Genomic DNA, 18,474 nt, shown 5'->3' with positions numbered 1-18,474 from the left:
AACCTCCACCGGGACTTGAGAACTTTCAGAACAGATTTTCAATATCTGTGCTATAGGCTTTGCTGACCTTCTCGCCCATGGATTTCAGCTGCTGGATCATGCTGGTGAGCTTGCGTGCATAGTTCGGGTCGGTCGCGTAGCCCGCGTTTTGCAGCGCCTGAGCGCCCTGCTCCGCCGTTGCCGCCTGCGTCACGGCGGTATAGCGCGGATTTCGGCTCAGCAGGCCAACATAATCGGACAAGGCTTCCAGATACGAGCTGTAGACGCGGAATTTGGCTTTGACCTTCACCGCCGCACCGTTCTCGTATTCGGTGGTTGTGATCTCCGTAGTTGGCCCCTTCCAGCTGGAGGTGGCCTTCACGCCGAAGATGTTGAAGCTCGGCTCGCCGTTTTCCTTGCGGATCTGGCGCTGCCCCCAGCCCGACTCCAGCGCGGCCTGCGCCAGAATCAGGTGATGCGGCACGCCGCTCTGTTCGCTGGCAAGCCGTGCAGGCAGAGAAAGCTGCGCCAGGAAGTCTTTGCTGTCACCGGAGAGCGGCTCATCGCCGCTGCCCGTGGCTTTTGGCATCGCTTTACGCACCATTTGCGTCAGAGCCTGGTTCTGATAGCTGGTCACCGTTTCCAGGTCGAACTTCATCGGTACCTGCTGCGGCTGATCCTGAGGCTGAATGCCCTGCGCCGCTTCGGTCTGCTTGACAATCATGTCAGCCAGACCGAGGCCTTTGCCGGCGGTCATCTGCTGCGCAATCTGCTGGTCATACATGCTGGTGTAGAGACGCGTTGAATCGCTGCTGAACATCCCGTCTTTCGGCAGGGTTTCGCGCATGCTCTTCAGCATCATCTGTACAAACATCCCTTCCACCTGGCGGGCGACCGGGCGGATATTCGCCGCCGGGTCTTTACCTGCTTTGGTTTTCAGTTCGTTGAGCGACTGGGCGTCCCAGGCTGCACTGGTCAACAATTTGCTATCGGTCAGCATTAAATGATTTCCAGTTTGGCGCGCAGGCAGCCCGCGCTTTGCATCGATTGCAGGATGGACATCAGATCCATCGGCGTTGCGCCCAGGGCGTTCAGGGCGCGCACCACGCTGTTCAGGTTGGCGCTTGATCGCACGCTCTGTAAAGACCCACCGCTCTGACGTAAATCAATCTGCGTTTGCGGGGTTACCACCGTCTGACCACCGCCAAACGGCGTGTCCGGCTGGCTCACGTTCGCGGAGCGGTTTACCGTCACCGACAGGTTCCCCTGCGCCACGGCACAGCTGTCGAGCGACACTTCCCGGTTCATCACCACCGAGCCAGTTCGGGAGTTGATGATCACCTTCGCATCCTGGACCGGAACGTTCACTTCCATATTCTGGATATCGGCCAGCATGCGCACCTGGTTGCTGCTGCCGGTGGAGGTACGGATCTGCACGGTACGCGCATCAAGTGCCGTGGCATTACCGTAGCCACGGCTGCGGTTGATGGTATCGGCAATCTGCTGCGCCATCGTGAAATCTTCATTATTGAGCTGCAGGTTAATGGTGTTGCCCGCGCCAAACTGGGTCGGCAGTTCACGCTCAATGATCGCCCCGTTGGTAATCCGTCCGCCGTTGAGCTGGTTCACCTGCACGCTGCTTCCGCCTGCGGATGCACCCGCACCGCCGACCAGAATGTTCCCCTGCGCCAGCGCATACACCTGGCTGTCGACGCCCTTCAGCGGGGTCATCAGCAGCGTACCGCCGCGCAGGCTTTTGGCGTTACCCATTGAGGAAACCACCACGTCAATGGTCTGCCCCTGACGCGCGAACGCCGGGTAGGACGCGGTGACCATTACTGCCGCCACGTTTTTCAGCTGCATGTTAGTTCCCGCCGGCACGGTAATGCCGAGCTGGGAAAGCATGTTGTTCAGACTTTGGGTGGTAAAGGGGGTCTGGGTCGTCTGGTCACCGGTACCGTCCAGCCCCACCACCAGGCCATAGCCAATCAGCGAGTTTTCACGCACGCCCTGAACGCTGGTGAGATCGCGAATACGGTCAGCCTGGGCAAAGGTAGCCACCAGCGCGAGCGCCACGGCGAAGATCGATTTAAACATGGGTCACCTCGCTTACATCGGCGATAAGTTAAGGAAGAAGCGCTGCAGCCAACCCATATTCTGCGCTTCATTAATGTAGCCGTTACCGACGTACTCAATGCGCGCATCCGCCACCTGGGTGGACGGAACGGTGTTGGTGCCGCTGATGGTGCGAGGGTTAACCACGCCCGAGAAGCGAATGAATTCAGTGCCCTGGTTGATGGCGATCTGTTTTTCACCCACCACGTGTAAGTTGCCGTTAACCAGTACCTGGTCAACCGTGACCGTCAGCGTGCCGCTGAAGGTGTTGCTGGCGTTCGCGCCACCTTTACCGTTAAAGGTGTTGCCGCCAGAGGCATCGACATCAGCACGCGCGTTGCCGAACAGTCCCTGCAGGTAGCGCGGGACGGTATCGAAGCCAAAATTCGTTTTGCCATCACGGCTGGCGTTCGCCGACGAGCTCTTGCTCGCGCTGACGTTTTCCTGCAGCACAATGGTCAATGTATCGCCGACGTTACGCGGGCGGCGATCTTCAAACAGCGGCTGATAGCCGTAATTAATCGGCTGCGCGGTCTGGAAAATGGAGCCGTTGACTACTGGCGCAGGGCCAGGAACGGGTTGGGCAGTCGTCGCACCCTGGACCAAAGGTTTAGACGGGATCCAGGCACACCCGCTGAGGGTGACGGCCAGAACAGTCAGAATCGGATAACGAAACGCCGCGTTTTTTTGCATTGCCTTCATCTTCGAAAACAGGGAGCCGGCGCGGCGTTTACCGCACCGGGCTACACCTTAGAGTTGCGTCAGTTTCTGCAGCATCTGGTCGGTCGTCGACACTGCTTTACTGTTAATTTCATACGCGCGCTGAACCTGGATCATATTCACCAGCTCTTCCGCCACGTTCACGTTGGAGGTTTCAACATAGCCCTGATACAGCAGGCCCGCGCCGTTCAGGCCCGGGGTGCTCTCATTTGGCGTACCGGAGGATTGCGTCTCGGTGTAGAGGTTCTCACCAATGCTTTCCAGACCGGTATCGTTCATGAAGGTGGTCAGGTTGAGCTGCCCAACCTGAACCGGCGCAGCCTGCCCCTGCTGGGTTACGCTGACCACACCGTCACGTCCGATGGTAATGCTCAGGGCGTTCGCCGGGATGGTAATCGCAGGCTGAACCTGGAAACCGCCCGCCGTCACCAGCTGGCCGTTCTGATCGACCTGGAACGAGCCGTCGCGAGTGTAGGCAGAAGTCCCGTCAGGCAGCTGCACCTGGAAGAAGCCCTGGCCTTTGATCGCCACGTCTTTGCTGTTGTTGGTCTGAGACAGGTTGCCCTGGCTGTGCAGACGCTCGGTCGCCACCGGACGAACACCGGTACCGATCTGCAGGCCCGATGGCAGCGTCGTCTGTTCAGAAGACTGCGCGCCCGGCTGGCGGATGGTTTGATAAAGCAAATCTTCGAAAACGGCGCGTTGACGCTTGAAACCATTGGTGCTCACGTTTGCCAGGTTGTTGGCAATCACGTCCATATTGGTTTGCTGGGCGTCCAGGCCAGTTTTCGCGATCCATAAAGAACTGATCATAAGGAATCCTGTTAGCTCATAGCCAGAAGTTGGTTAGCCTTGCCCGCGTTTTCATCGACGCTGCTGATGATCTTCATCTGCATTTCAAAACGACGGGCGCTGGCGATCATGTCGGTCATGGCTTCGACCGGCTTGACGTTACTGCCTTCCAGAACACCGGACATCACGCGGATGCTCGGATCGGCCTGTAAGGTGGCACCCCGCGTCGCCTGCGCCGCCTGGGTCAGACGGAACATGCCGTCGTCGCCACGCTGCACCTCTTTGCCTTCCGCCTTAACCAGCTTCAGACGACCGACGGGCGCAACGGTATTGGCCGGGTCGCCAGGGTTGAGCGCCGAAATGGTGCCGTCCGCAGCGATAGTCAGCTCAGAGCCTTCCGGTACGGTCAGCGGACCCGCTTCCCCCATCACCGGATGCCCCTGAATCGTCAGCTGGCCCGTCGCGCTCACCTGGATGTTCCCGTTACGGGTATAGCCTTCGCTACCGTCCGCCGTTTGCACCGCCAGCCAGCCGTCCTGCTGCAGAGCCACGTCCAGCGGGCGTGAGGTGTAATCCATCTGCCCTGGCGTCATATCGGCGCCAGGGGTTGATGCCGTCACCAGCGTACGGGTCGGCAGGGAAAGCCCTTCTACCGGCACCGCGCGCAGCGCATTAAGCTGCGCGCGAAAGCCCGGCGTTGAGGCGTTTGCCAGGTTGCTGGCGGTAACGGCCTGCTGATTGAGCGTCTGACTTGCCGCGCCCATCGCGGTATATATTGCGTGATCCATTGCGCTTTCCTGTTAGCCGCTTAACGCAGGTTAACCAGCGTGTTGAGGATCTGGTCCTGGGTTTTGATGGTCTGCGCGTTCGACTGATAGTTACGCTGCGCGACGATCATGTTCACCAGCTCTTTACTCAGATCGACGTTAGAGGCTTCCAGCGCGCCGTTGGTCAGCGTGCCGAAGTTACCGCTTCCGGCAGTACCCAGCAGCGCCACGCCGGAGGACTGGGTGGCAGACCAGACGTTGTCGCCTTCCGATTTCAGACCTTCGTTGTTGGCGAAGTTTGCCAGCACGATCTGGCCAAGAACCTGGGTCTGTTCATTGGAATAGTTACCGACCACAGTGCCGTCGTCATTGATTTGGTAGCTCACCAGGTCGCCTGGTTTAAAACCATTCTGGCTGGTCGCGACGATATTGTTCGCACCGGTGTTCTGCTGCATGGAGTTAGCAAAACTCATGGCGAAGGTCGCTGGCGTCGCACCTGGGATGGTCGCGGTAGTGATGTTGATATTTCCACCACCGGTCAGCGTACCGTTATTATCGAAGGTCAGCGTGGTGGCCAGTGCCGCCGTGCTGCCTGCGACGCTACCGTCCTGGGCATACACTTTCCAGGAGTTAGCCGGGGTCGCATCTTTGACATAAAACAGGTTCATGTTGTGCGCATTACCCTGGCTATCAAAGACGGTCACCGTACCTTTTTTGTTGTACGTGTCCGGGTTAGCCGGATCAAAGGCGGTGGTCGGCGCGGTATCGGTGGAATTCAGGTTAATCTGCTGGGAAGCCGTGGTGGTGGACTTCGCGGCCATCAACGTGGTTGGGATATTAATGACCTGTGGGTTCGCCCCGGTCTGAACCGTTGATGGCGTCCCGGCAACCGGATACCCCGTTAACTGCATCCCCTGCATGTTCACCAGGTTACGGTTTTCATCCAGCTTGAACTGGCCGTTACGGCTGTAGAACACAGAGCCGTTGGAGTCGACCATACGAAAGAAACCGTTCTGGCTGATGGCAACGTCCAGGCCACGACCGGTGTTAGTGGTGGTGCCGTCGCTAAAGTCCTGAGTGATGCCCGCAACTTTCACGCCCAGGCCGACTTTGGAACCGGCAAACATGTCTGCAAAGGAAGCAGAACCGGATTTAAAACCATAGGTCGCGGAGTTGGCGATGTTGTTGCCAATGACGTCCAGGTTGGTGGCCGCAGCATTCAGGCCGCTGACCGCTTGAGAAAAGGCCATGACTTACTCCTGATAAGTGTTAAGGCTTAGATAATCTGCCGAACTTCGTCGAGTGTGGTGGAACCAGAGGTTCCCAAATCCAGTTTGTTGCCGTCGCTTCCTTTAATCACGCCCTGGACCAGCGCGAACTGCAGCGGCTGCGCCACCAGCTGGGTCGTCCCGTTGCTGGCGCTGATCGCGACTTTGTAAGCACCGTTTGGTGCTTTCGTGCCGTCGGTCAGGCTGCCGTCCCACGTAAAGGTGTGAACGCCCGCCTTCAGCTCGCCGATATCAATGGTGCGCACGACAGTGCCGTTGCTGTCGGTAATGGTTGCGGTAACTTTCTCCGCCGCCTGCTGCAGCTCAACGCCAAACGGCGTTGTGGTCGTGGTGGTGTTGCCTTCGGTAGTGCTGGTGCCCGCAAGAATCGTGGTTCCCGGGATCATCACCCCGTGGCCAATCAGGCTTGCCGCCTGCAGAGACTGGGCGCTATTAATCTGTCCAGAGACGGAACCAAGGGTGGTGTTGAGTTTCTCAATGCCGCTAACGGTGCTGATCTGCGCAAGCTGCGTGGTCAGTTCGTTGTTCTGCATCGGGTTAGTGGGATCCTGGTTCTTAAGCTGCGCCACCAGCAGCGTCAGAAAGCTGCCCTGAAGATCGGCGGCGTTACTTCCCGTCAGGGAGTTAGAACCCGTCGTACTCTTTGTGTTGTTAACACCCGAGTTCGTCGGATCATTCACATTTACGGCGATGGACATGCATGTCTCCTTTACTGGCCGAGAGTGAGTGTTTTGAGCATCATGCTCTTCACGGTATTAAGCACTTCGACGTTGGCCTGGTAGCTACGGGAAGCCGACATGGAGTTCACCATCTCACCCACCACATCCACGTTTGGCATCTTCACGTATCCGCTGACATCCGCCAGTGGGTTACCCGGCTCATACACCAGTCTGTCCGGGGCCTGGCTCTCCACCACATCCGAGACCTTCACGCCGCCCGTCGCCGCGCCTGGCGCAGCATCGACCTGAAAGACAACCTGTTTGGCACGATAAGGCTGGCCGTCGGGTCCGGTGACGCTGTCGGCGTTCGCCAGGTTACTGGCGGCCACGTTCAGGCGCTTGGACTGTGCGGTTAACGCCGAACCGGCGATATCAAAAATATTCAGCAAGGCCATCTATCAGTTCCCCCCCTGCAGGACGTTCATCATGCCTTTGATTTGTCCGCCGAGTACGGTCAGACCCGTCTGGTATTTCAGGCTGTTGTCGGCAAACTGGGTACGCTCCCGGTCCATATCCACGGTGTTACCGTCGAGTGAGGGCTGATCGGGAATGCGATAAAGTAAATCGGTCGCTGGCGCGGTCATCGCCTGAGCAGGAATATGGCGAGAGGATGTCATGGCAAGTGCAACACCCGTTCCTTCGGCACGTCCACGCTCCATCACCTTTTTGAGTTCACTGGAAAAATCAATATCGCGCGCCTGATACCCCGGGGTATCGGCGTTAGCGATATTGGCGGCTAAAATCTCCTGCCGCTGGGCGCGTAAGTTGAGCGCTTCCTGCTGAAAACGTAACGCGGCGTCGAGTTTATCGAGCATGTCTCCTCCGCTGATGGCAAAATTTCAGTTCACAGCTTAAATCTCACCCGGTCTCCCCTATCGACGGAATAAGCGCAAAATGCGTCGCTATTTATTCCGTTGATGCAAAACCACTGCAGGTAGAATTCGTTCAACTCTGGAAACGGTGGAACTTGCGATGCAAACGTTAAAACGTGGTCTGGTGGCGGCTCTCTTGCTGTTAAGCCCTCTGGCGCAGGCTGAAGGGATACAGGATCGGCTAACGGCTTTTTTTGCTGAAAAACTGGCAGGCTTTAGCGATGACGTGACCGTTACCGTGCGCACGCCACCGAATCTGTACCCGACGTGCGACCAGCCGTCCTTCAGCGTGGTAGGGTTCACAAAGCTCTGGGGGAATGTGAACGTGCTGGCACGCTGCGCCAACGAAAAACGCTATTTACAGGTTGCCGTTCAGGCGACGGGCAATTATGTTGTCGCCGCCGTGCCCATTGCGCGCGGCAGCGTACTACAAACAAACAGCGTGACCTTGAAGCGCGGCCGTCTGGATCAGCTGCCGCCACGCACCATGCTGGATATTAACCAGGCACAGGACGCCGTCAGCCTGCGCGACGTCGCGCCAGGCCAGCCGATACAGCTCTCCATGCTGCGTCAGGCATGGCGGGTAAAAGCAGGCCAACAGGTGATGGTGGTGGCCAACGGAGATGGCTTTAGCATCAACAGTGAAGGGAAAGCGTTGAACAATGCCGCGGTGGCGCAAAACGCCCGCGTCAGAATGTCCTCAGGCCAGGTGGTGAGCGGAACCGTCGATGCTGATGGGAATATTCTGATTAACCTATAATCTTTTTAAAGATTTCGCGGCGCGTGCCGATAAATATTCCACTAATGATGATGTCAGGCGCAAACGCCGCGAACCCTCGATGAGGACAACACTATGAGCATTGATCGTACATCAGCCCTGAAGCCGGTAAGCGCTGTACAACCTCGCGAAACGAATGATGCAACGGCGCAGAAAACGCGCCTGGAAAAACCGTCAACGTCCAACAGCACCAGCGTGACCCTGAGCGACGCGCAGGCAAAACTGATGCAGCCGGGCAGCAACGATATCAATATGGAACGTGTTGAAGCGCTGAAAACGGCTATTCGTAACGGTGAGCTGAAAATGGACACCAGCAAAATCGCTGACGCCCTGATTCAGGAAGCACAGAGTTTCTTACAGAGTAACTAACCGTATGAGTCGACTGTCAGAAATACTGGATCAAATGACGGTTGTCCTGAACGACCTGAAAACGGTAATGGACGCTGAACAGCAGCATCTCTCTTCCGGTCACATCAACGGCAGCGCGCTGCAGCGTATTACTGAAGACAAAAGTTCGCTTCTGGCAACGCTGGATTATCTGGAGCAGCAGCGACGCGCTGAGCAAGATCCTAAGCGCAGCGCCAATGACGATATTATTGAGCGCTGGCAGACCATTACTGAAAAAACCCAGCACCTGCGCGATCTTAACCAGCATAACGGCTGGCTACTGGAAGGGCAGATTGAGCGTAATCAGCAGGCGCTTGAGGTGTTGAAACCGCATAAAGAAACCGGTCTGTACGGTGCGGATGGTCAGACGGCGACGGCGCGTATTGCAGGTGTGAAAAAGATTTCGATTTGACGCTTAAGCGACTAATCATGCAGTGGGGAGCACCATGAGGTGAACTCCCCTTTTGGCGTTTATGCCGTCCGGCGGGCAAACTCTTTGACTTTGAAACCCAGCACCGCGAGCGTGGCAAAGTACGCCACCACACCAACGCACACCACGGCCATCAGGCGCATCAGACGATAAGGCATCGTGCCCAGGGACCACTCCGGCATCACGTGCATCATGCCAAGCAGCGCGGCAGACATCACCAGTACCGCAACGATCAGACGCACCAGGAAACTGCCCCAACCCGGCTGCGGCGTGAAAATATCCTGCTTGCGCAGCTGCCAGTACAGCAGGCCGGCATTCAGACAGGCCGCGAGACCAATCGATAATGACAGGCCGGCATGTTTCAGCGGACCAATAAACGCCAGGTTCATCAGCTGCGTCATAATCAGCGTCACGATGGCAATTTTTACCGGCGTTTTGATGTCCTGACGCGAGTAAAAGCCCGGCGCCAGCACTTTCACCACGATCAGCCCCATCAGTCCCACCGAGTAGGCAATCAGCGCGCGCTGGGTCATGGCGGCATCGAAGGCGGTGAATTTCCCGTACTGGAAGAGCGACACCGTCAGCGGTTTGGCCAGAATACCCAGCGCCACCGCGCTTGGCAGGGCCAGCAGGAAGCAGAGACGCAGGCCCCAGTCCATCAGGCGGCAATACTCATCATGATTGCCGCTGGCAAAACTTTTCGACAGCGACGGCAGCAGAATGGTCCCCAGCGCCACGCCCAGCACCCCGGACGGAAACTCCATCAGGCGATCGGCGTAGTACATCCAGGAAACCGAGCCGGACACCAGGAACGAGGCAAAGATGGTGTTGATAATCAGCGAGATCTGGCTGACGGAGACGCCGAGAATGGCGGGCCCCATCTGCTTGATGACGCGCATCGCCCCGGCATCTTTGAGGTTGATGCGCGGCAGCACCAGCATGCCGATTTTTTTCAGGTGCGGCAGCTGATACGCCAGCTGCAGCACGCCGCCGACGGTGACCGCCCAGGCCAGCGCCAGCACCGGCGGGTTGAAGTGCGGGGCGGCGAACAGGGCAAAGCCGATCATGCTGACGTTAAGAAACGTCGGCGCAAACGCCGGTACAGAGAAGCGGTTCCAGGTATTGAGGATCGCCCCCACCAGCGAGGCCAGCGAGATCAGCAGAATATAGGGGAAAGTAATGCGCAACAGCTGCGAGGTCAGGGCAAACTTGTCGGCCGTATCGGCAAAGCCGGGCGCGGTCACCATAATCACCCAGGGCGCGGCCAGCATCCCGAGGACGGTCACCACCGCCAGCGCCAGCGTCAACAGGCCGGAGACATAAGACACAAAGACGCGCGTGGCGTCCTCGCCCTGCTTGCTTTTATATTCTGCCAGGATCGGGACGAATGCCTGGGAGAACGCCCCTTCCGCAAAAATACGACGCAGCAGGTTCGGTAATTTGAACGCGACGAAAAAGGCGTCCGTGGCCATCCCTGCACCAAATACCCTTGCCACAATGGCGTCGCGCGCAAAACCCAGCACGCGGGAAAACATGGTCATCGAGCTGACGGCCGCCAGCGATTTTAATAAGTTCATTAACGTGAATTTCCAGAACCATACGGATTTCCAGGACGGGCAAGCGTAAGCGCCACCCGGCAAAGCCTACAAGCGGCGCTTAGTCTACCCGGATTTCAACGAATTACTATCCGCAGATGTTACAGCGAGTTATTCACTCATGGCCTCGCGCCAGAGCCTTTCCACAATGCGCTGCGCCATGATGGCCTGCTCGCCGGACGTTTCAGGAACCGTCTGATTTTGCACGCAGGTGATGAAGTGGCGGGCGCAACCGGCAAAACCGCGCTGTTCAAGCGTGCTCTGCCAGCCAGGCGCGGGGAGCGTCACCACGCCGCTGCCCTTCTCTTCCCGCCATTCACGCATGTCGGTAATGTCGTACAACGCGCCGTCGGTGACGGCCTGGACGCATTCTCGCTGGCTGCCGGCACGACGATGCATGCTGGTCGTGATCTGCAGATGGTCAATCGCGAAATGGTGTTCTGCATAGACCATTTCACCCTGCTCGTTCGTGAGCAGCGTGCCACTTTGCAGCTGCGCGTTGCTGCCGGCGAGCCACAGCGCCGTATCCACAACGTGGAGATAATCATCCAGCAGCGTGAAGCGCAAATCGTTCGGCCCGATGCTGTCCGTGCGGTGCTTATCCATCCGCAGCGAGGCAAACGTGCCCGACTGTGCCTTAAGCTGCTGGTAAAGGGGCGCGAAGCGGCGGTTGAAGCCGACCATCAGCGTCAGTTTTTTACGCGCCGCCAGTTCAATCAGGCGTTCCGCGTCCGGAACATTTTCCGCCAGCGGTTTATCCACGCAAACGTGAACGCCCGCATTGAGCAGCTCGCTCACGACCTGATAGTGGGTAGACGTTGAGGTATGGACAAAGACCGCATCGCACTCGCGGGCCAGATCCTGAAGCGACGCCGCATACGGCATACGCCAGGTTTCGCAGATCCGCTCGGCCTTCTCGCGCGTGGGTGACCATGCCCCTTGCAGCGTCCAGTCCGTCGCTGCCCCCAGAACCGGCAGCCAGGCTTTTTGTGCAATACCGCCCAGCCCTACTACGCCAATGCGTAATTTTTTCACCGTCAGTCTCCCAAATGTGCCAGCAGGGCATCCAGACGCTGTTTCAGCCCGGCGACCTCGTCTTCCAGCGCCGCTACGCGGGCAACCAAATCATCATCTACGGCCGTTATGTCAGTTGCGCTGGATTTAACTGAACTATCAACGTCACCGCTGAACAGGTGCATATAGCGGCTTTCACGCTTGCCCGGCTCGCGCGCCAGACGCACCACGTAAGGACCGTCTTCACGCGCGGCCAGCCCTTCGAGGGTCTGCTCGACCTCCTGCATATCGCTGAACTCATGCATACGGGAAGCGCGCGTGCGCAGTTCTCCCGGCGTTTGCGCCCCGCGCAGCAACAGCGTGGTGATGACCGCCACTTCCGCACTGCTCAGCTTCAGGTCACCAAATTCGGAGTTACAGAAGCGCTGTTCGTATTTGGTCACGCGGTTGCCGAAGCCGCTGACGGTGCGCAGATAGTGGCGTTTGACCAGCGCATCCAGCACGTCCTGAACCTCATGCTCGCTGAGGTTCATCACCGGCTCGCGGTTGGTTTTCTGGTTGCAGGCCATGGTCACGGCGTTGACGGAGAGCGGATACTGCTCCGGCGTGGTGACCTGTTTTTCGAGTAAGCACCCAATCACGCGCGCTTCTGTACCGTTTAGCTGATACTTCATCTTTTCTCCTTAACGACCTGCAGTCCAGTCCCGGGTGGTTAATGCCGTCAGAACGTGGTCGCGCCACTCTCCGTCTATCAGCAGATAATCTTTGGCGTAACCCTCTTTCTCGAACCCTAAACGCGCCAGCAGATTTCCGCTGCGCTGGTTATGCGGCATATAGTTCGCCATAATGCGATGAATGTGCTGGGTGCGTTGCATATAGCGGATCGCTACCGTCAGCGCCTCGTACATCAGCCCCTGCCCCTGCCACTTCTGGCCGATGGAGTAGCCCAGGTAGCAGGCGTGAAACGATCCCCGCACCACGTTTGAAAAATTGGCGATCCCGATAATCTCTTTCTCTTCAGGATCCAGCAGCGCGAAATAAAACGCGCTGCCCTGCTTGTGAAATTCCGTAATCATGCTGAGGCGCGCCTGCCAGCCGGAAGGGTAACAATGGCTCTCATCCCGAACGGGTTCCCAGGGTTTTAAAAACTGGCGATTCTCGGCGTAATAATCCGCCAGACGCCAGGCATCACGCTCATGCACCAGACGAACGACCAGCCTGTCCGTTGTCAGACGCACTTTTGGCACATTGCTGCGATAGCCAAACATCGATACCACTCCTTCCCGTCACTTCAGCTTGCCCATTAGCTTTACTATACCTGCGCCTGCGCCGTCTGTGAAAACAGTGACATACCATTTTCACCTCTTTTCACATTTTTCGATGAGAACTCTCTATCAAAGCACCCTTTTGATAAAAAAATATTGTCACGTGCAGGGGTGGGAAAAAACGCGGCGACACCGCAGAATGTTAGCGTGCTCACCATCTTATTTTCCCTGGAGGGAAAATGTCCCGCGTATCACAGGCCAGGAGCCTGGGTAAATATTTCCTGCTCGTCGATAACATGCTGGTCGTGCTCGGCTTTTTTGTCGTTTTTCCGCTTATTTCGATCCGCTTTGTCGATCAGATGGGCTGGGCGGCATTAATGGTCGGCATTGCCCTGGGGCTACGCCAGTTTGTCCAGCAGGGCCTGGGCGTCTTTGGCGGGGCCATCGCCGACCGCTTTGGCGCGAAACCGATGATCGTCACCGGTATGCTGCTGCGCGCGGCAGGGTTTGCCACGATGGCGGTCGCCCAGGAGCCCTGGCTACTCTGGTTCTCCTGTTTCCTCTCCGGTATCGGGGGCACGCTGTTCGATCCGCCCCGCACCGCGCTGGTGGTAAAGCTGATTCGCCCGCAGCACCGCGGCCGTTTCTTCTCGATTCTGATGATGCAGGACAGCGCCGGGGCGGTTATCGGCGCCCTGCTGGGAAGCTGGCTGCTGCAGTATGACTTCCGTCTGGTCTGCGCGGCTGGGGCGGTGCTCTTTATGCTGTGCGCGCTGTTTAATGGCCTGTTCCTGCCGGCGTGGAAACTGTCAACGGTGAAAGCGCCGGTTCGCGAAGGGCTGGGCCGCGTCCTGCGCGACAGACGTTTTGTCACCTATGTGTTGACCCTGACGGGATATTACATGCTGGCCGTGCAGGTCATGCTGATGCTGCCGATCATGGTTAACGACATTGCAGGTACCCCTGCGGCGGTGAAATGGATGTACGCCATCGAAGCCTGCCTGTCGTTAACGCTCCTCTATCCGATTGCCCGCTGGAGCGAGCGGCGTTTTCGCCTGGAGCATCGCCTGATGGCCGGACTGTTCCTGATGACGCTGAGCATGATGCCGATCGGCCTGGTGAACACGCTCCAGCAGCTGTTTACGCTGATTTGCACGTTCTATATTGGCTCGATCATCGCCGAGCCTGCCCGCGAAACGCTGAGCGCCTCGCTTGCGGATGCGCGTGCACGCGGCAGCTATATGGGGTTCAGCCGACTGGGGCTGGCGCTTGGCGGGGCATTAGGTTACGCCGGCGGCGGCTGGTTGTTTGATGCTGGCAAAGCGTTAAATCAACCTGAACTTCCGTGGATGATGCTGGGCGTGGTGGGCTTTATGACGCTACTCGCCCTGTGGTGGCAGTTCAGCCAGAAACGCAGCGCGAGCGGCATGCTCGAGCCCGGCGCGTAGCCTTTCCCTCGGGCGGGAGCCCTTCCCGCCCCACTTCTCAGTTTTTTCTGCTGGTTTCTGCCCATTCACGCTGACATACTGGCGTAACAGGACAGAAGCGCCGATTTTTCGTTGAGGAACACTATGAAGAAAATTGTCTTAGCCGCGGCATTGATTGTCAGCGGCCTGCTGGTTGGCTGTAACCAGCTCACGCAATACACCGTCAGTGAACAGGAAATTAATCAGGCGCTGCAAAAACATAACAATTTCTCGAAAGACATTGGCGTACCGGGTCTTGCCGATGCGCATATCGTGCTCACAAACCTCACCAGTCAAATCGGACGTGAAGAGCCAAACAAAGTCACCCTGGCCGGTGATGCGGACCTCGATATGTCCTCCCTCTTTGGCAATCAGAAAGCCAACATCAAGCTCAAGCTGAAGGCACTGCCTGTTTTCAACAAAGAGAAAGGGGCGATTTTCCTGCAGGAGATGGAAGTGGTCGACGCGAAGGTGTCTCCGGACAAGATGGCGCCGGTTCTGCAAACCCTGATGCCCTATCTGAATCAGTCGCTGCGGAATTACTTTAACCAGCAGCCCGCGTACGTCTTAAGTGAAGACAAAAGCAAGGGTGAAGCTCTGGCGAAAAAATATGCAAAAGGTATAGAGGTGAAACCGGGCGAAATTATCATTCCTTTCACCGATTAACCTGAAGGGCGCTGAGGCGCCCTTTTTTTTCACGGAAAAGTGTGCAAACGAAAACGTTTCCGCTTATGATTTGTGTCCGGCAAAAACAGCCATCCTTATGACTGATTCCTGACAAGCCGGAGCTTCCATGACTGCACAACCCCAGGTTCTTAAAATCCGCCGCCCTGACGACTGGCATATCCATCTGCGTGATGGCGATATGCTGAAAACCGTCGTGCCTTATACCAGCGAAATTTATGGCCGCGCGATTGTCATGCCTAACCTGGTGCCACCAGTCACCACCGTCGATGCCGCGATAGCCTATCGCCAGCGCATTCTCGACGCCGTTCCTGCGGGACACGATTTTACCCCGTTGATGACTTGCTATCTGACCGATTCACTGGATCCGAACGAAGTGGAGCGCGGGTTTAACGAAGGCGTCTTTACGGCAGCGAAACTCTACCCGGCGAATGCCACCACCAACTCCAGCCACGGCGTCACCAGCATTGATGCCATTATGCCGGTGCTGGAACGCATGCAGAAACTGGGTATGCCGCTGCTGGTTCACGGCGAAGTAACGCATGCCGAGATTGATATCTTCGACCGCGAAGCCCGTTTTATCGAGACCGTGATGGAGCCTTTGCGCCAGCGCCTGCCGGCGCTGAAGGTGGTCTTCGAGCATATCACCACCAAAGACGCGGCAGAGTACGTGCGAGACGGCAACGATCTTATCGCCGCCACCATTACGCCACAGCACCTGATGTTTAACCGTAACCACATGCTGGTGGGCGGGGTGCGCCCTCACCTCTACTGCCTGCCTATTCTTAAGCGCAACATCCACCAGCAGGCGCTGCGCGAGCTGGTCGCCAGCGGGTTCTCCCGCGCGTTCCTCGGTACCGATTCCGCGCCTCACGCCCGCCATCGTAAAGAGGCAAGCTGCGGCTGTGCAGGCTGCTTCAACGCCCCAACGGCGCTTGCCAGCTACGCAACCGTGTTTGAAGAGATGAACGCGCTGGAACATTTTGAAGCGTTCTGCTCCCTTAACGGCCCGCGCTTCTACGGCCTGCCGGTCAACGACACCTTCATCGAACTGGAGCGTAAAGCGAGCCACGTTGAGGAGTCCATTGCCCTGACGGACGACACGCTGATCCCCTTCCTGGCGGGTGAAACCGTAAGCTGGACGGTAAAACGTTAAAAAATCAGTGCCCCTTGTTGTCAAACTGATAATATACCTGTATAAATAAACAGTATATTACACAGGGGGCATTTATGCGTATTGAAGTCACCATAGCCAAAACTACCGTTCTGCCTGCCGGCGCGCTTGATGCACTGGCAGGCGAATTATCCCGTCGTATTAACAACACCTTTCCCGACAACGCGGGTGCCGTCACGGTGCGTTACGCCGCGGCGAACAACCTCTCCGTCATTGGCGCGGCAAAAGAAGATAAAGATCGCATCAGCGAAATCCTCCAGGAAACGTGGGAAAGCGCTGACGACTGGTTCATCACGGATTAACACTGCTCCCTCATTGTGTTTTTTTGCCGGGTCGCCCCGGCTTTTTTTTGCCTCATAATCCTGTAAGTTCAAAATAATTCGGCATCTTCTTTAAAAATCGTGAACGAGATGGTGTTTTATTGTTCGAACAATCCTAAAAAGCAGAAAAATGTGTTGCCACCTGTTTATTTTTCCCTTCGGAACCCTTATTACTTGGTATACTGAAGTTGCTTTCAGAAAAACATGCATTGAACCTCAAAGCCGTTGTCTTCTAACACGCATTAAGGGGGTTATAATGGAAAAGAATAGTGAAGTCATCCAGACCCACCCACTTGTTGGCTGGGATATCAGTACCGTAGATAGCTACGATGCGCTGATGCTGCGTTTGCACTACCAGACCCCAAATCAACTCAACCGTGAAGAAGCGGAAGTTGGACAGACGCTGTGGCTAACAACAGACGTCGCCCGTCAGTTTATTTCTATTTTAGAAGCAGGTATTGCAAAAATAGAATCTGGCGACTACCAGGAAAATGAGTATAAACGACACTAAGCTTATGCCCACTTTTCTCTCTACAGGCACCCTCGCGGTGCCTTATTTATTTCTCCCTTGTCTAACCCCGCGTTGTTAATTACTCTGCTAACAAAACATCAGTTTATGAGATGCATATGAGATACGACTTAATCATTATTGGCAGCGGCTCCGTAGGATCTGCCGCAGGCTATTACGCAACACAGGCTGGTCTGAAGGTTCTGATGATCGATAGCCATCTGCCTCCTCATGCGGAAGGCAGCCATCATGGCGATACCCGCCTCATCCGCCATGCGTACGGTGAAGGTGAACGCTACGTTCCGCTGGTGCTTCGCGCCCAGACGCTGTGGGATGAACTGGCGAAACAGACCGAAGATCGTATTTTCGAGCGTACTGGCGTCATCAACCTGGGTCCGGCACATTCTGCGTTTCTCGCTGGCGTCGAACGCAGCGCGAAAGCGTTTAATCTGGACGTTGAGAAGCTGGACGCGACGGGCATTACCGCACGCTGGCCCGAAATTACCGTCCCGGACGATTATATTGGCCTCTTTGAAGCCCACTCCGGGGTGCTCCATTGCGAAACGGCGATCAAAACCTGGATCGAGCTTGCTGCGAAGGCAGGCTGCGCGCAGCTGTTCAACTGTCCGGTAGAGGCCATCACCCATGATGATAATGGCGTCACGGTCACCACTATTGACGGCGATTATTCAGCGTCCCGCCTGCTGGTCAGCGCAGGTACCTGGGTTACCCGCCTGCTGCCCGATCTGCCGATCCAGCCGGTGCGCAAGGTCTTCTCCTGGTTCCAGTCGGATGGTCGTTACAGCGCCCAGAATAAATTCCCGGCTTTCACCGGCGAATTACCCAACGGGGACCAGTTCTACGGCTTCCCGTCAGAAAAAGACGCGCTGAAAATCGGTAAACACAACGGCGGCCAGGCGATCTCCTCCCCTGAAGAGCGTAAACCTTTCGGCGCCTTCCCACAGGATGGTTCAGAGGCCTTCTCGTTCCTGCGCACTATTCTTCCGGGCGTCGGTGGCTTGCTGTATGGCGCGGCCTGTACCTACGACAATACGCCTGATGAAGACTTTATCATTGATACGCTGCCGGGGCATGACAACACCCTGCTCATCACCGGACTGAGCGGCCACGGCTTTAAGTTTGCTTCCGTTCTGGGTGAAATCGCCGCGCAGTTTGCCCAGGGCATTGCGCCGCAGTTTGATCTGACGCCCTTCTCCCTCTCGCGTTTTAACGGATAATCCGCACGGGCTCCGGAGGTCACGGGGCCCGCTTCATTCACACCGCATGTTGGGGCGTTATGCGCAAGATCGTTAGCTTTCTGATGAATAATATTCGCGAGCATTTTATGCTCTATCTCTTATTGTGGGCGCTGCTGGCCATTATTGATTTTGTTTACATTGTATTTTACTGAAAAGCCTTACTGACAATAATTGACGGTAATTTATCTTTATTGAAACTCATAATTTCATCTTGCACGAAGAGATTGAATTAGCGCTAGCGATCCTTTTCAAAATTGCTGAAATAAATAAAATAAAAATCAATAGCCAATTATTTCAGTTGCAATATCCCGCCTTCCCGTTCATTTTTACCCTTCGGTTAA

Annotated in this window: 23 protein-coding genes; 10 read left to right on the top strand and 13 right to left on the bottom strand. The window is 56.5% G+C overall.

Annotation, left to right across the window (positions count from 1 at the left end; all coding sequences use genetic code 11):
• Positions 1 to 25: 25 nt before the first annotated feature.
• From flgJ to flgB, 9 genes are read right to left on the bottom strand one after another with little or no spacing between them, the layout of a single operon-like run.
• On the bottom strand, positions 26 to 979 hold the full coding sequence (gene flgJ / locus ACEPLT_RS08320; protein WP_021240767.1) for a flagellar assembly peptidoglycan hydrolase FlgJ: 954 nt from the start codon (positions 977 to 979) through the stop codon (positions 26 to 28).
• Positions 979 to 2,076 (bottom strand): flagellar basal body P-ring protein FlgI, encoded by a 1,098-nt coding sequence (locus tag ACEPLT_RS08315; RefSeq protein ID WP_008500808.1) that lies wholly within the window; start codon positions 2,074 to 2,076, stop codon positions 979 to 981. The genes flgJ and ACEPLT_RS08315 overlap by 1 nt, the downstream gene beginning before the upstream one ends.
• Positions 2,077 to 2,088: 12 nt before the next feature.
• The gene (gene flgH, locus ACEPLT_RS08310) at positions 2,089 to 2,787 is read right to left on the bottom strand and encodes a flagellar basal body L-ring protein FlgH (protein WP_008500809.1); all 699 of its coding nucleotides are present in this window, start codon (positions 2,785 to 2,787) and stop codon (positions 2,089 to 2,091) included.
• Between the two features lie 57 nt (positions 2,788 to 2,844).
• Positions 2,845 to 3,627 (bottom strand): flagellar basal-body rod protein FlgG, encoded by a 783-nt coding sequence (gene flgG, locus ACEPLT_RS08305; protein WP_008500810.1) that lies wholly within the window; start codon positions 3,625 to 3,627, stop codon positions 2,845 to 2,847.
• 11 nt (positions 3,628 to 3,638) lie between these two features.
• Positions 3,639 to 4,394 carry a flagellar basal body rod protein FlgF gene (locus ACEPLT_RS08300; RefSeq protein ID WP_008500811.1) on the bottom strand — a complete coding sequence of 252 codons (756 nt, stop codon included), beginning with the start codon at positions 4,392 to 4,394 and terminating at the stop codon, positions 3,639 to 3,641.
• Positions 4,395 to 4,414: 20 nt separating this feature from the next.
• Positions 4,415 to 5,623, bottom strand: coding sequence for a flagellar hook protein FlgE (flgE, locus tag ACEPLT_RS08295; protein WP_008500812.1), 1,209 nt, complete (start codon positions 5,621 to 5,623; stop codon positions 4,415 to 4,417).
• Positions 5,624 to 5,649: 26 nt separating this feature from the next.
• Positions 5,650 to 6,360, bottom strand: coding sequence for a flagellar hook assembly protein FlgD (flgD, locus tag ACEPLT_RS08290; RefSeq protein ID WP_021240768.1), 711 nt, complete (start codon positions 6,358 to 6,360; stop codon positions 5,650 to 5,652).
• 11 nt (positions 6,361 to 6,371) lie between these two features.
• The gene (flgC, locus tag ACEPLT_RS08285) at positions 6,372 to 6,776 is read right to left on the bottom strand and encodes a flagellar basal body rod protein FlgC (protein WP_447088363.1); all 405 of its coding nucleotides are present in this window, start codon (positions 6,774 to 6,776) and stop codon (positions 6,372 to 6,374) included.
• Positions 6,777 to 6,779: 3 nt separating this feature from the next.
• Entirely contained in the window at positions 6,780 to 7,196 is a 417-nt protein-coding gene (gene flgB, locus ACEPLT_RS08280) for a flagellar basal body rod protein FlgB (RefSeq protein ID WP_008500815.1), read from the bottom strand.
• Positions 7,197 to 7,353: 157 nt separating this feature from the next.
• Between flgB and flgA the strand changes: the two genes are divergently transcribed.
• The 3 genes from flgA (at position 7,354) to flgN (ending at position 8,830) form a co-directional block, all read left to right on the top strand.
• The gene (gene flgA / locus ACEPLT_RS08275) at positions 7,354 to 8,013 is read left to right on the top strand and encodes a flagellar basal body P-ring formation chaperone FlgA (RefSeq protein WP_059364671.1); all 660 of its coding nucleotides are present in this window, start codon (positions 7,354 to 7,356) and stop codon (positions 8,011 to 8,013) included.
• A gap of 93 nt (positions 8,014 to 8,106) precedes the next feature.
• Positions 8,107 to 8,400, top strand: coding sequence for a flagellar biosynthesis anti-sigma factor FlgM (gene flgM / locus ACEPLT_RS08270; RefSeq protein WP_008500817.1), 294 nt, complete (start codon positions 8,107 to 8,109; stop codon positions 8,398 to 8,400).
• A gap of 4 nt (positions 8,401 to 8,404) precedes the next feature.
• A complete protein-coding gene (gene flgN / locus ACEPLT_RS08265; protein WP_008500818.1) occupies positions 8,405 to 8,830 on the top strand; it encodes a flagella biosynthesis chaperone FlgN in 426 nt (141 codons plus the stop codon).
• Between the two features lie 59 nt (positions 8,831 to 8,889).
• On the opposite strand, the gene murJ is transcribed toward flgN, so the two are convergent.
• The 4 genes from murJ to rimJ form a co-directional block, all read right to left on the bottom strand.
• Complete coding sequence (gene murJ / locus ACEPLT_RS08260) at positions 8,890 to 10,425, bottom strand: murein biosynthesis integral membrane protein MurJ (RefSeq protein ID WP_021240770.1); 1,536 nt, start codon at positions 10,423 to 10,425, stop codon at positions 8,890 to 8,892.
• A 129-nt stretch (positions 10,426 to 10,554) separates the two neighbouring features.
• Positions 10,555 to 11,478 (bottom strand): Gfo/Idh/MocA family protein, encoded by a 924-nt coding sequence (locus ACEPLT_RS08255; protein WP_045417119.1) that lies wholly within the window; start codon positions 11,476 to 11,478, stop codon positions 10,555 to 10,557.
• A 2-nt stretch (positions 11,479 to 11,480) separates the two neighbouring features.
• Entirely contained in the window at positions 11,481 to 12,131 is a 651-nt protein-coding gene (locus ACEPLT_RS08250) for a YceH family protein (RefSeq protein WP_021240772.1), read from the bottom strand.
• Between the two features lie 9 nt (positions 12,132 to 12,140).
• The gene (gene rimJ / locus ACEPLT_RS08245) at positions 12,141 to 12,725 is read right to left on the bottom strand and encodes a ribosomal protein S5-alanine N-acetyltransferase (RefSeq protein ID WP_008500822.1); all 585 of its coding nucleotides are present in this window, start codon (positions 12,723 to 12,725) and stop codon (positions 12,141 to 12,143) included.
• A 236-nt stretch (positions 12,726 to 12,961) separates the two neighbouring features.
• Between rimJ and mdtH the strand changes: the two genes are divergently transcribed.
• The 7 genes from mdtH to ACEPLT_RS08210 all read left to right on the top strand — a co-directional run bounded on the left by mdtH (position 12,962) and on the right by ACEPLT_RS08210 (position 18,285).
• Positions 12,962 to 14,170, top strand: a complete 1,209-nt coding sequence (mdtH, locus tag ACEPLT_RS08240) for a multidrug efflux MFS transporter MdtH (protein ID WP_023292794.1) — start codon at positions 12,962 to 12,964, stop codon at positions 14,168 to 14,170.
• 123 nt (positions 14,171 to 14,293) lie between these two features.
• The gene (locus tag ACEPLT_RS08235; RefSeq protein ID WP_032674522.1) at positions 14,294 to 14,854 is read left to right on the top strand and encodes a lipoprotein; all 561 of its coding nucleotides are present in this window, start codon (positions 14,294 to 14,296) and stop codon (positions 14,852 to 14,854) included.
• 127 nt (positions 14,855 to 14,981) lie between these two features.
• A complete protein-coding gene (gene pyrC, locus ACEPLT_RS08230; RefSeq protein WP_021240774.1) occupies positions 14,982 to 16,028 on the top strand; it encodes a dihydroorotase in 1,047 nt (348 codons plus the stop codon).
• A 74-nt stretch (positions 16,029 to 16,102) separates the two neighbouring features.
• Positions 16,103 to 16,348, top strand: a complete 246-nt coding sequence (gene dinI, locus ACEPLT_RS08225; RefSeq protein WP_008500826.1) for a DNA damage-inducible protein I — start codon at positions 16,103 to 16,105, stop codon at positions 16,346 to 16,348.
• A 274-nt stretch (positions 16,349 to 16,622) separates the two neighbouring features.
• Entirely contained in the window at positions 16,623 to 16,877 is a 255-nt protein-coding gene (gene bssS / locus ACEPLT_RS08220) for a biofilm formation regulator BssS (RefSeq protein WP_008500827.1), read from the top strand.
• 116 nt (positions 16,878 to 16,993) lie between these two features.
• A complete protein-coding gene (solA, locus tag ACEPLT_RS08215; protein ID WP_023292796.1) occupies positions 16,994 to 18,112 on the top strand; it encodes an N-methyl-L-tryptophan oxidase in 1,119 nt (372 codons plus the stop codon).
• 59 nt (positions 18,113 to 18,171) lie between these two features.
• Positions 18,172 to 18,285 (top strand): DUF2770 family protein, encoded by a 114-nt coding sequence (locus ACEPLT_RS08210; RefSeq protein WP_021240776.1) that lies wholly within the window; start codon positions 18,172 to 18,174, stop codon positions 18,283 to 18,285.
• Positions 18,286 to 18,474: the final 189 nt, after the last annotated feature.

The organism is Enterobacter sp. fkY84-1 (assembly GCF_052974705.1).
Note: the sequence above shows the minus strand (reverse complement) of the source record. Positions and strands in the feature narration are given on the sequence as shown.

Bases quoted from the DNA above. Each gene is read 5' to 3' on its own strand.
- flgJ (WP_021240767.1), bottom strand. From the start codon at position 979: ATGCTGACCGATAGCAAATTGTTGACCAGTGCAGCCTGGGACGCCCAG.
- ACEPLT_RS08315 (WP_008500808.1), bottom strand. From the start codon at position 2,076: ATGTTTAAATCGATCTTCGCCGTGGCGCTCGCGCTGGTGGCTACCTTT.
- flgH (WP_008500809.1), bottom strand. From the start codon at position 2,787: ATGCAAAAAAACGCGGCGTTTCGTTATCCGATTCTGACTGTTCTGGCC.
- flgG (WP_008500810.1), bottom strand. From the start codon at position 3,627: ATGATCAGTTCTTTATGGATCGCGAAAACTGGCCTGGACGCCCAGCAA.
- ACEPLT_RS08300 (WP_008500811.1), bottom strand. From the start codon at position 4,394: ATGGATCACGCAATATATACCGCGATGGGCGCGGCAAGTCAGACGCTC.
- flgE (WP_008500812.1), bottom strand. From the start codon at position 5,623: ATGGCCTTTTCTCAAGCGGTCAGCGGCCTGAATGCTGCGGCCACCAAC.
- flgD (WP_021240768.1), bottom strand. From the start codon at position 6,360: ATGTCCATCGCCGTAAATGTGAATGATCCGACGAACTCGGGTGTTAAC.
- flgC (WP_447088363.1), bottom strand. From the start codon at position 6,776: ATGGCCTTGCTGAATATTTTTGATATCGCCGGTTCGGCGTTAACCGCA.
- flgB (WP_008500815.1), bottom strand. From the start codon at position 7,196: ATGCTCGATAAACTCGACGCCGCGTTACGTTTTCAGCAGGAAGCGCTC.
- flgA (WP_059364671.1), top strand. From the start codon at position 7,354: ATGCAAACGTTAAAACGTGGTCTGGTGGCGGCTCTCTTGCTGTTAAGC.
- flgM (WP_008500817.1), top strand. From the start codon at position 8,107: ATGAGCATTGATCGTACATCAGCCCTGAAGCCGGTAAGCGCTGTACAA.
- flgN (WP_008500818.1), top strand. From the start codon at position 8,405: ATGAGTCGACTGTCAGAAATACTGGATCAAATGACGGTTGTCCTGAAC.
- murJ (WP_021240770.1), bottom strand. From the start codon at position 10,425: ATGAACTTATTAAAATCGCTGGCGGCCGTCAGCTCGATGACCATGTTT.
- ACEPLT_RS08250 (WP_021240772.1), bottom strand. From the start codon at position 12,131: ATGAAGTATCAGCTAAACGGTACAGAAGCGCGCGTGATTGGGTGCTTA.
- rimJ (WP_008500822.1), bottom strand. From the start codon at position 12,725: ATGTTTGGCTATCGCAGCAATGTGCCAAAAGTGCGTCTGACAACGGAC.
- mdtH (WP_023292794.1), top strand. From the start codon at position 12,962: ATGTCCCGCGTATCACAGGCCAGGAGCCTGGGTAAATATTTCCTGCTC.
- ACEPLT_RS08235 (WP_032674522.1), top strand. From the start codon at position 14,294: ATGAAGAAAATTGTCTTAGCCGCGGCATTGATTGTCAGCGGCCTGCTG.
- pyrC (WP_021240774.1), top strand. From the start codon at position 14,982: ATGACTGCACAACCCCAGGTTCTTAAAATCCGCCGCCCTGACGACTGG.
- dinI (WP_008500826.1), top strand. From the start codon at position 16,103: ATGCGTATTGAAGTCACCATAGCCAAAACTACCGTTCTGCCTGCCGGC.
- bssS (WP_008500827.1), top strand. From the start codon at position 16,623: ATGGAAAAGAATAGTGAAGTCATCCAGACCCACCCACTTGTTGGCTGG.
- solA (WP_023292796.1), top strand. From the start codon at position 16,994: ATGAGATACGACTTAATCATTATTGGCAGCGGCTCCGTAGGATCTGCC.
- ACEPLT_RS08210 (WP_021240776.1), top strand. From the start codon at position 18,172: ATGCGCAAGATCGTTAGCTTTCTGATGAATAATATTCGCGAGCATTTT.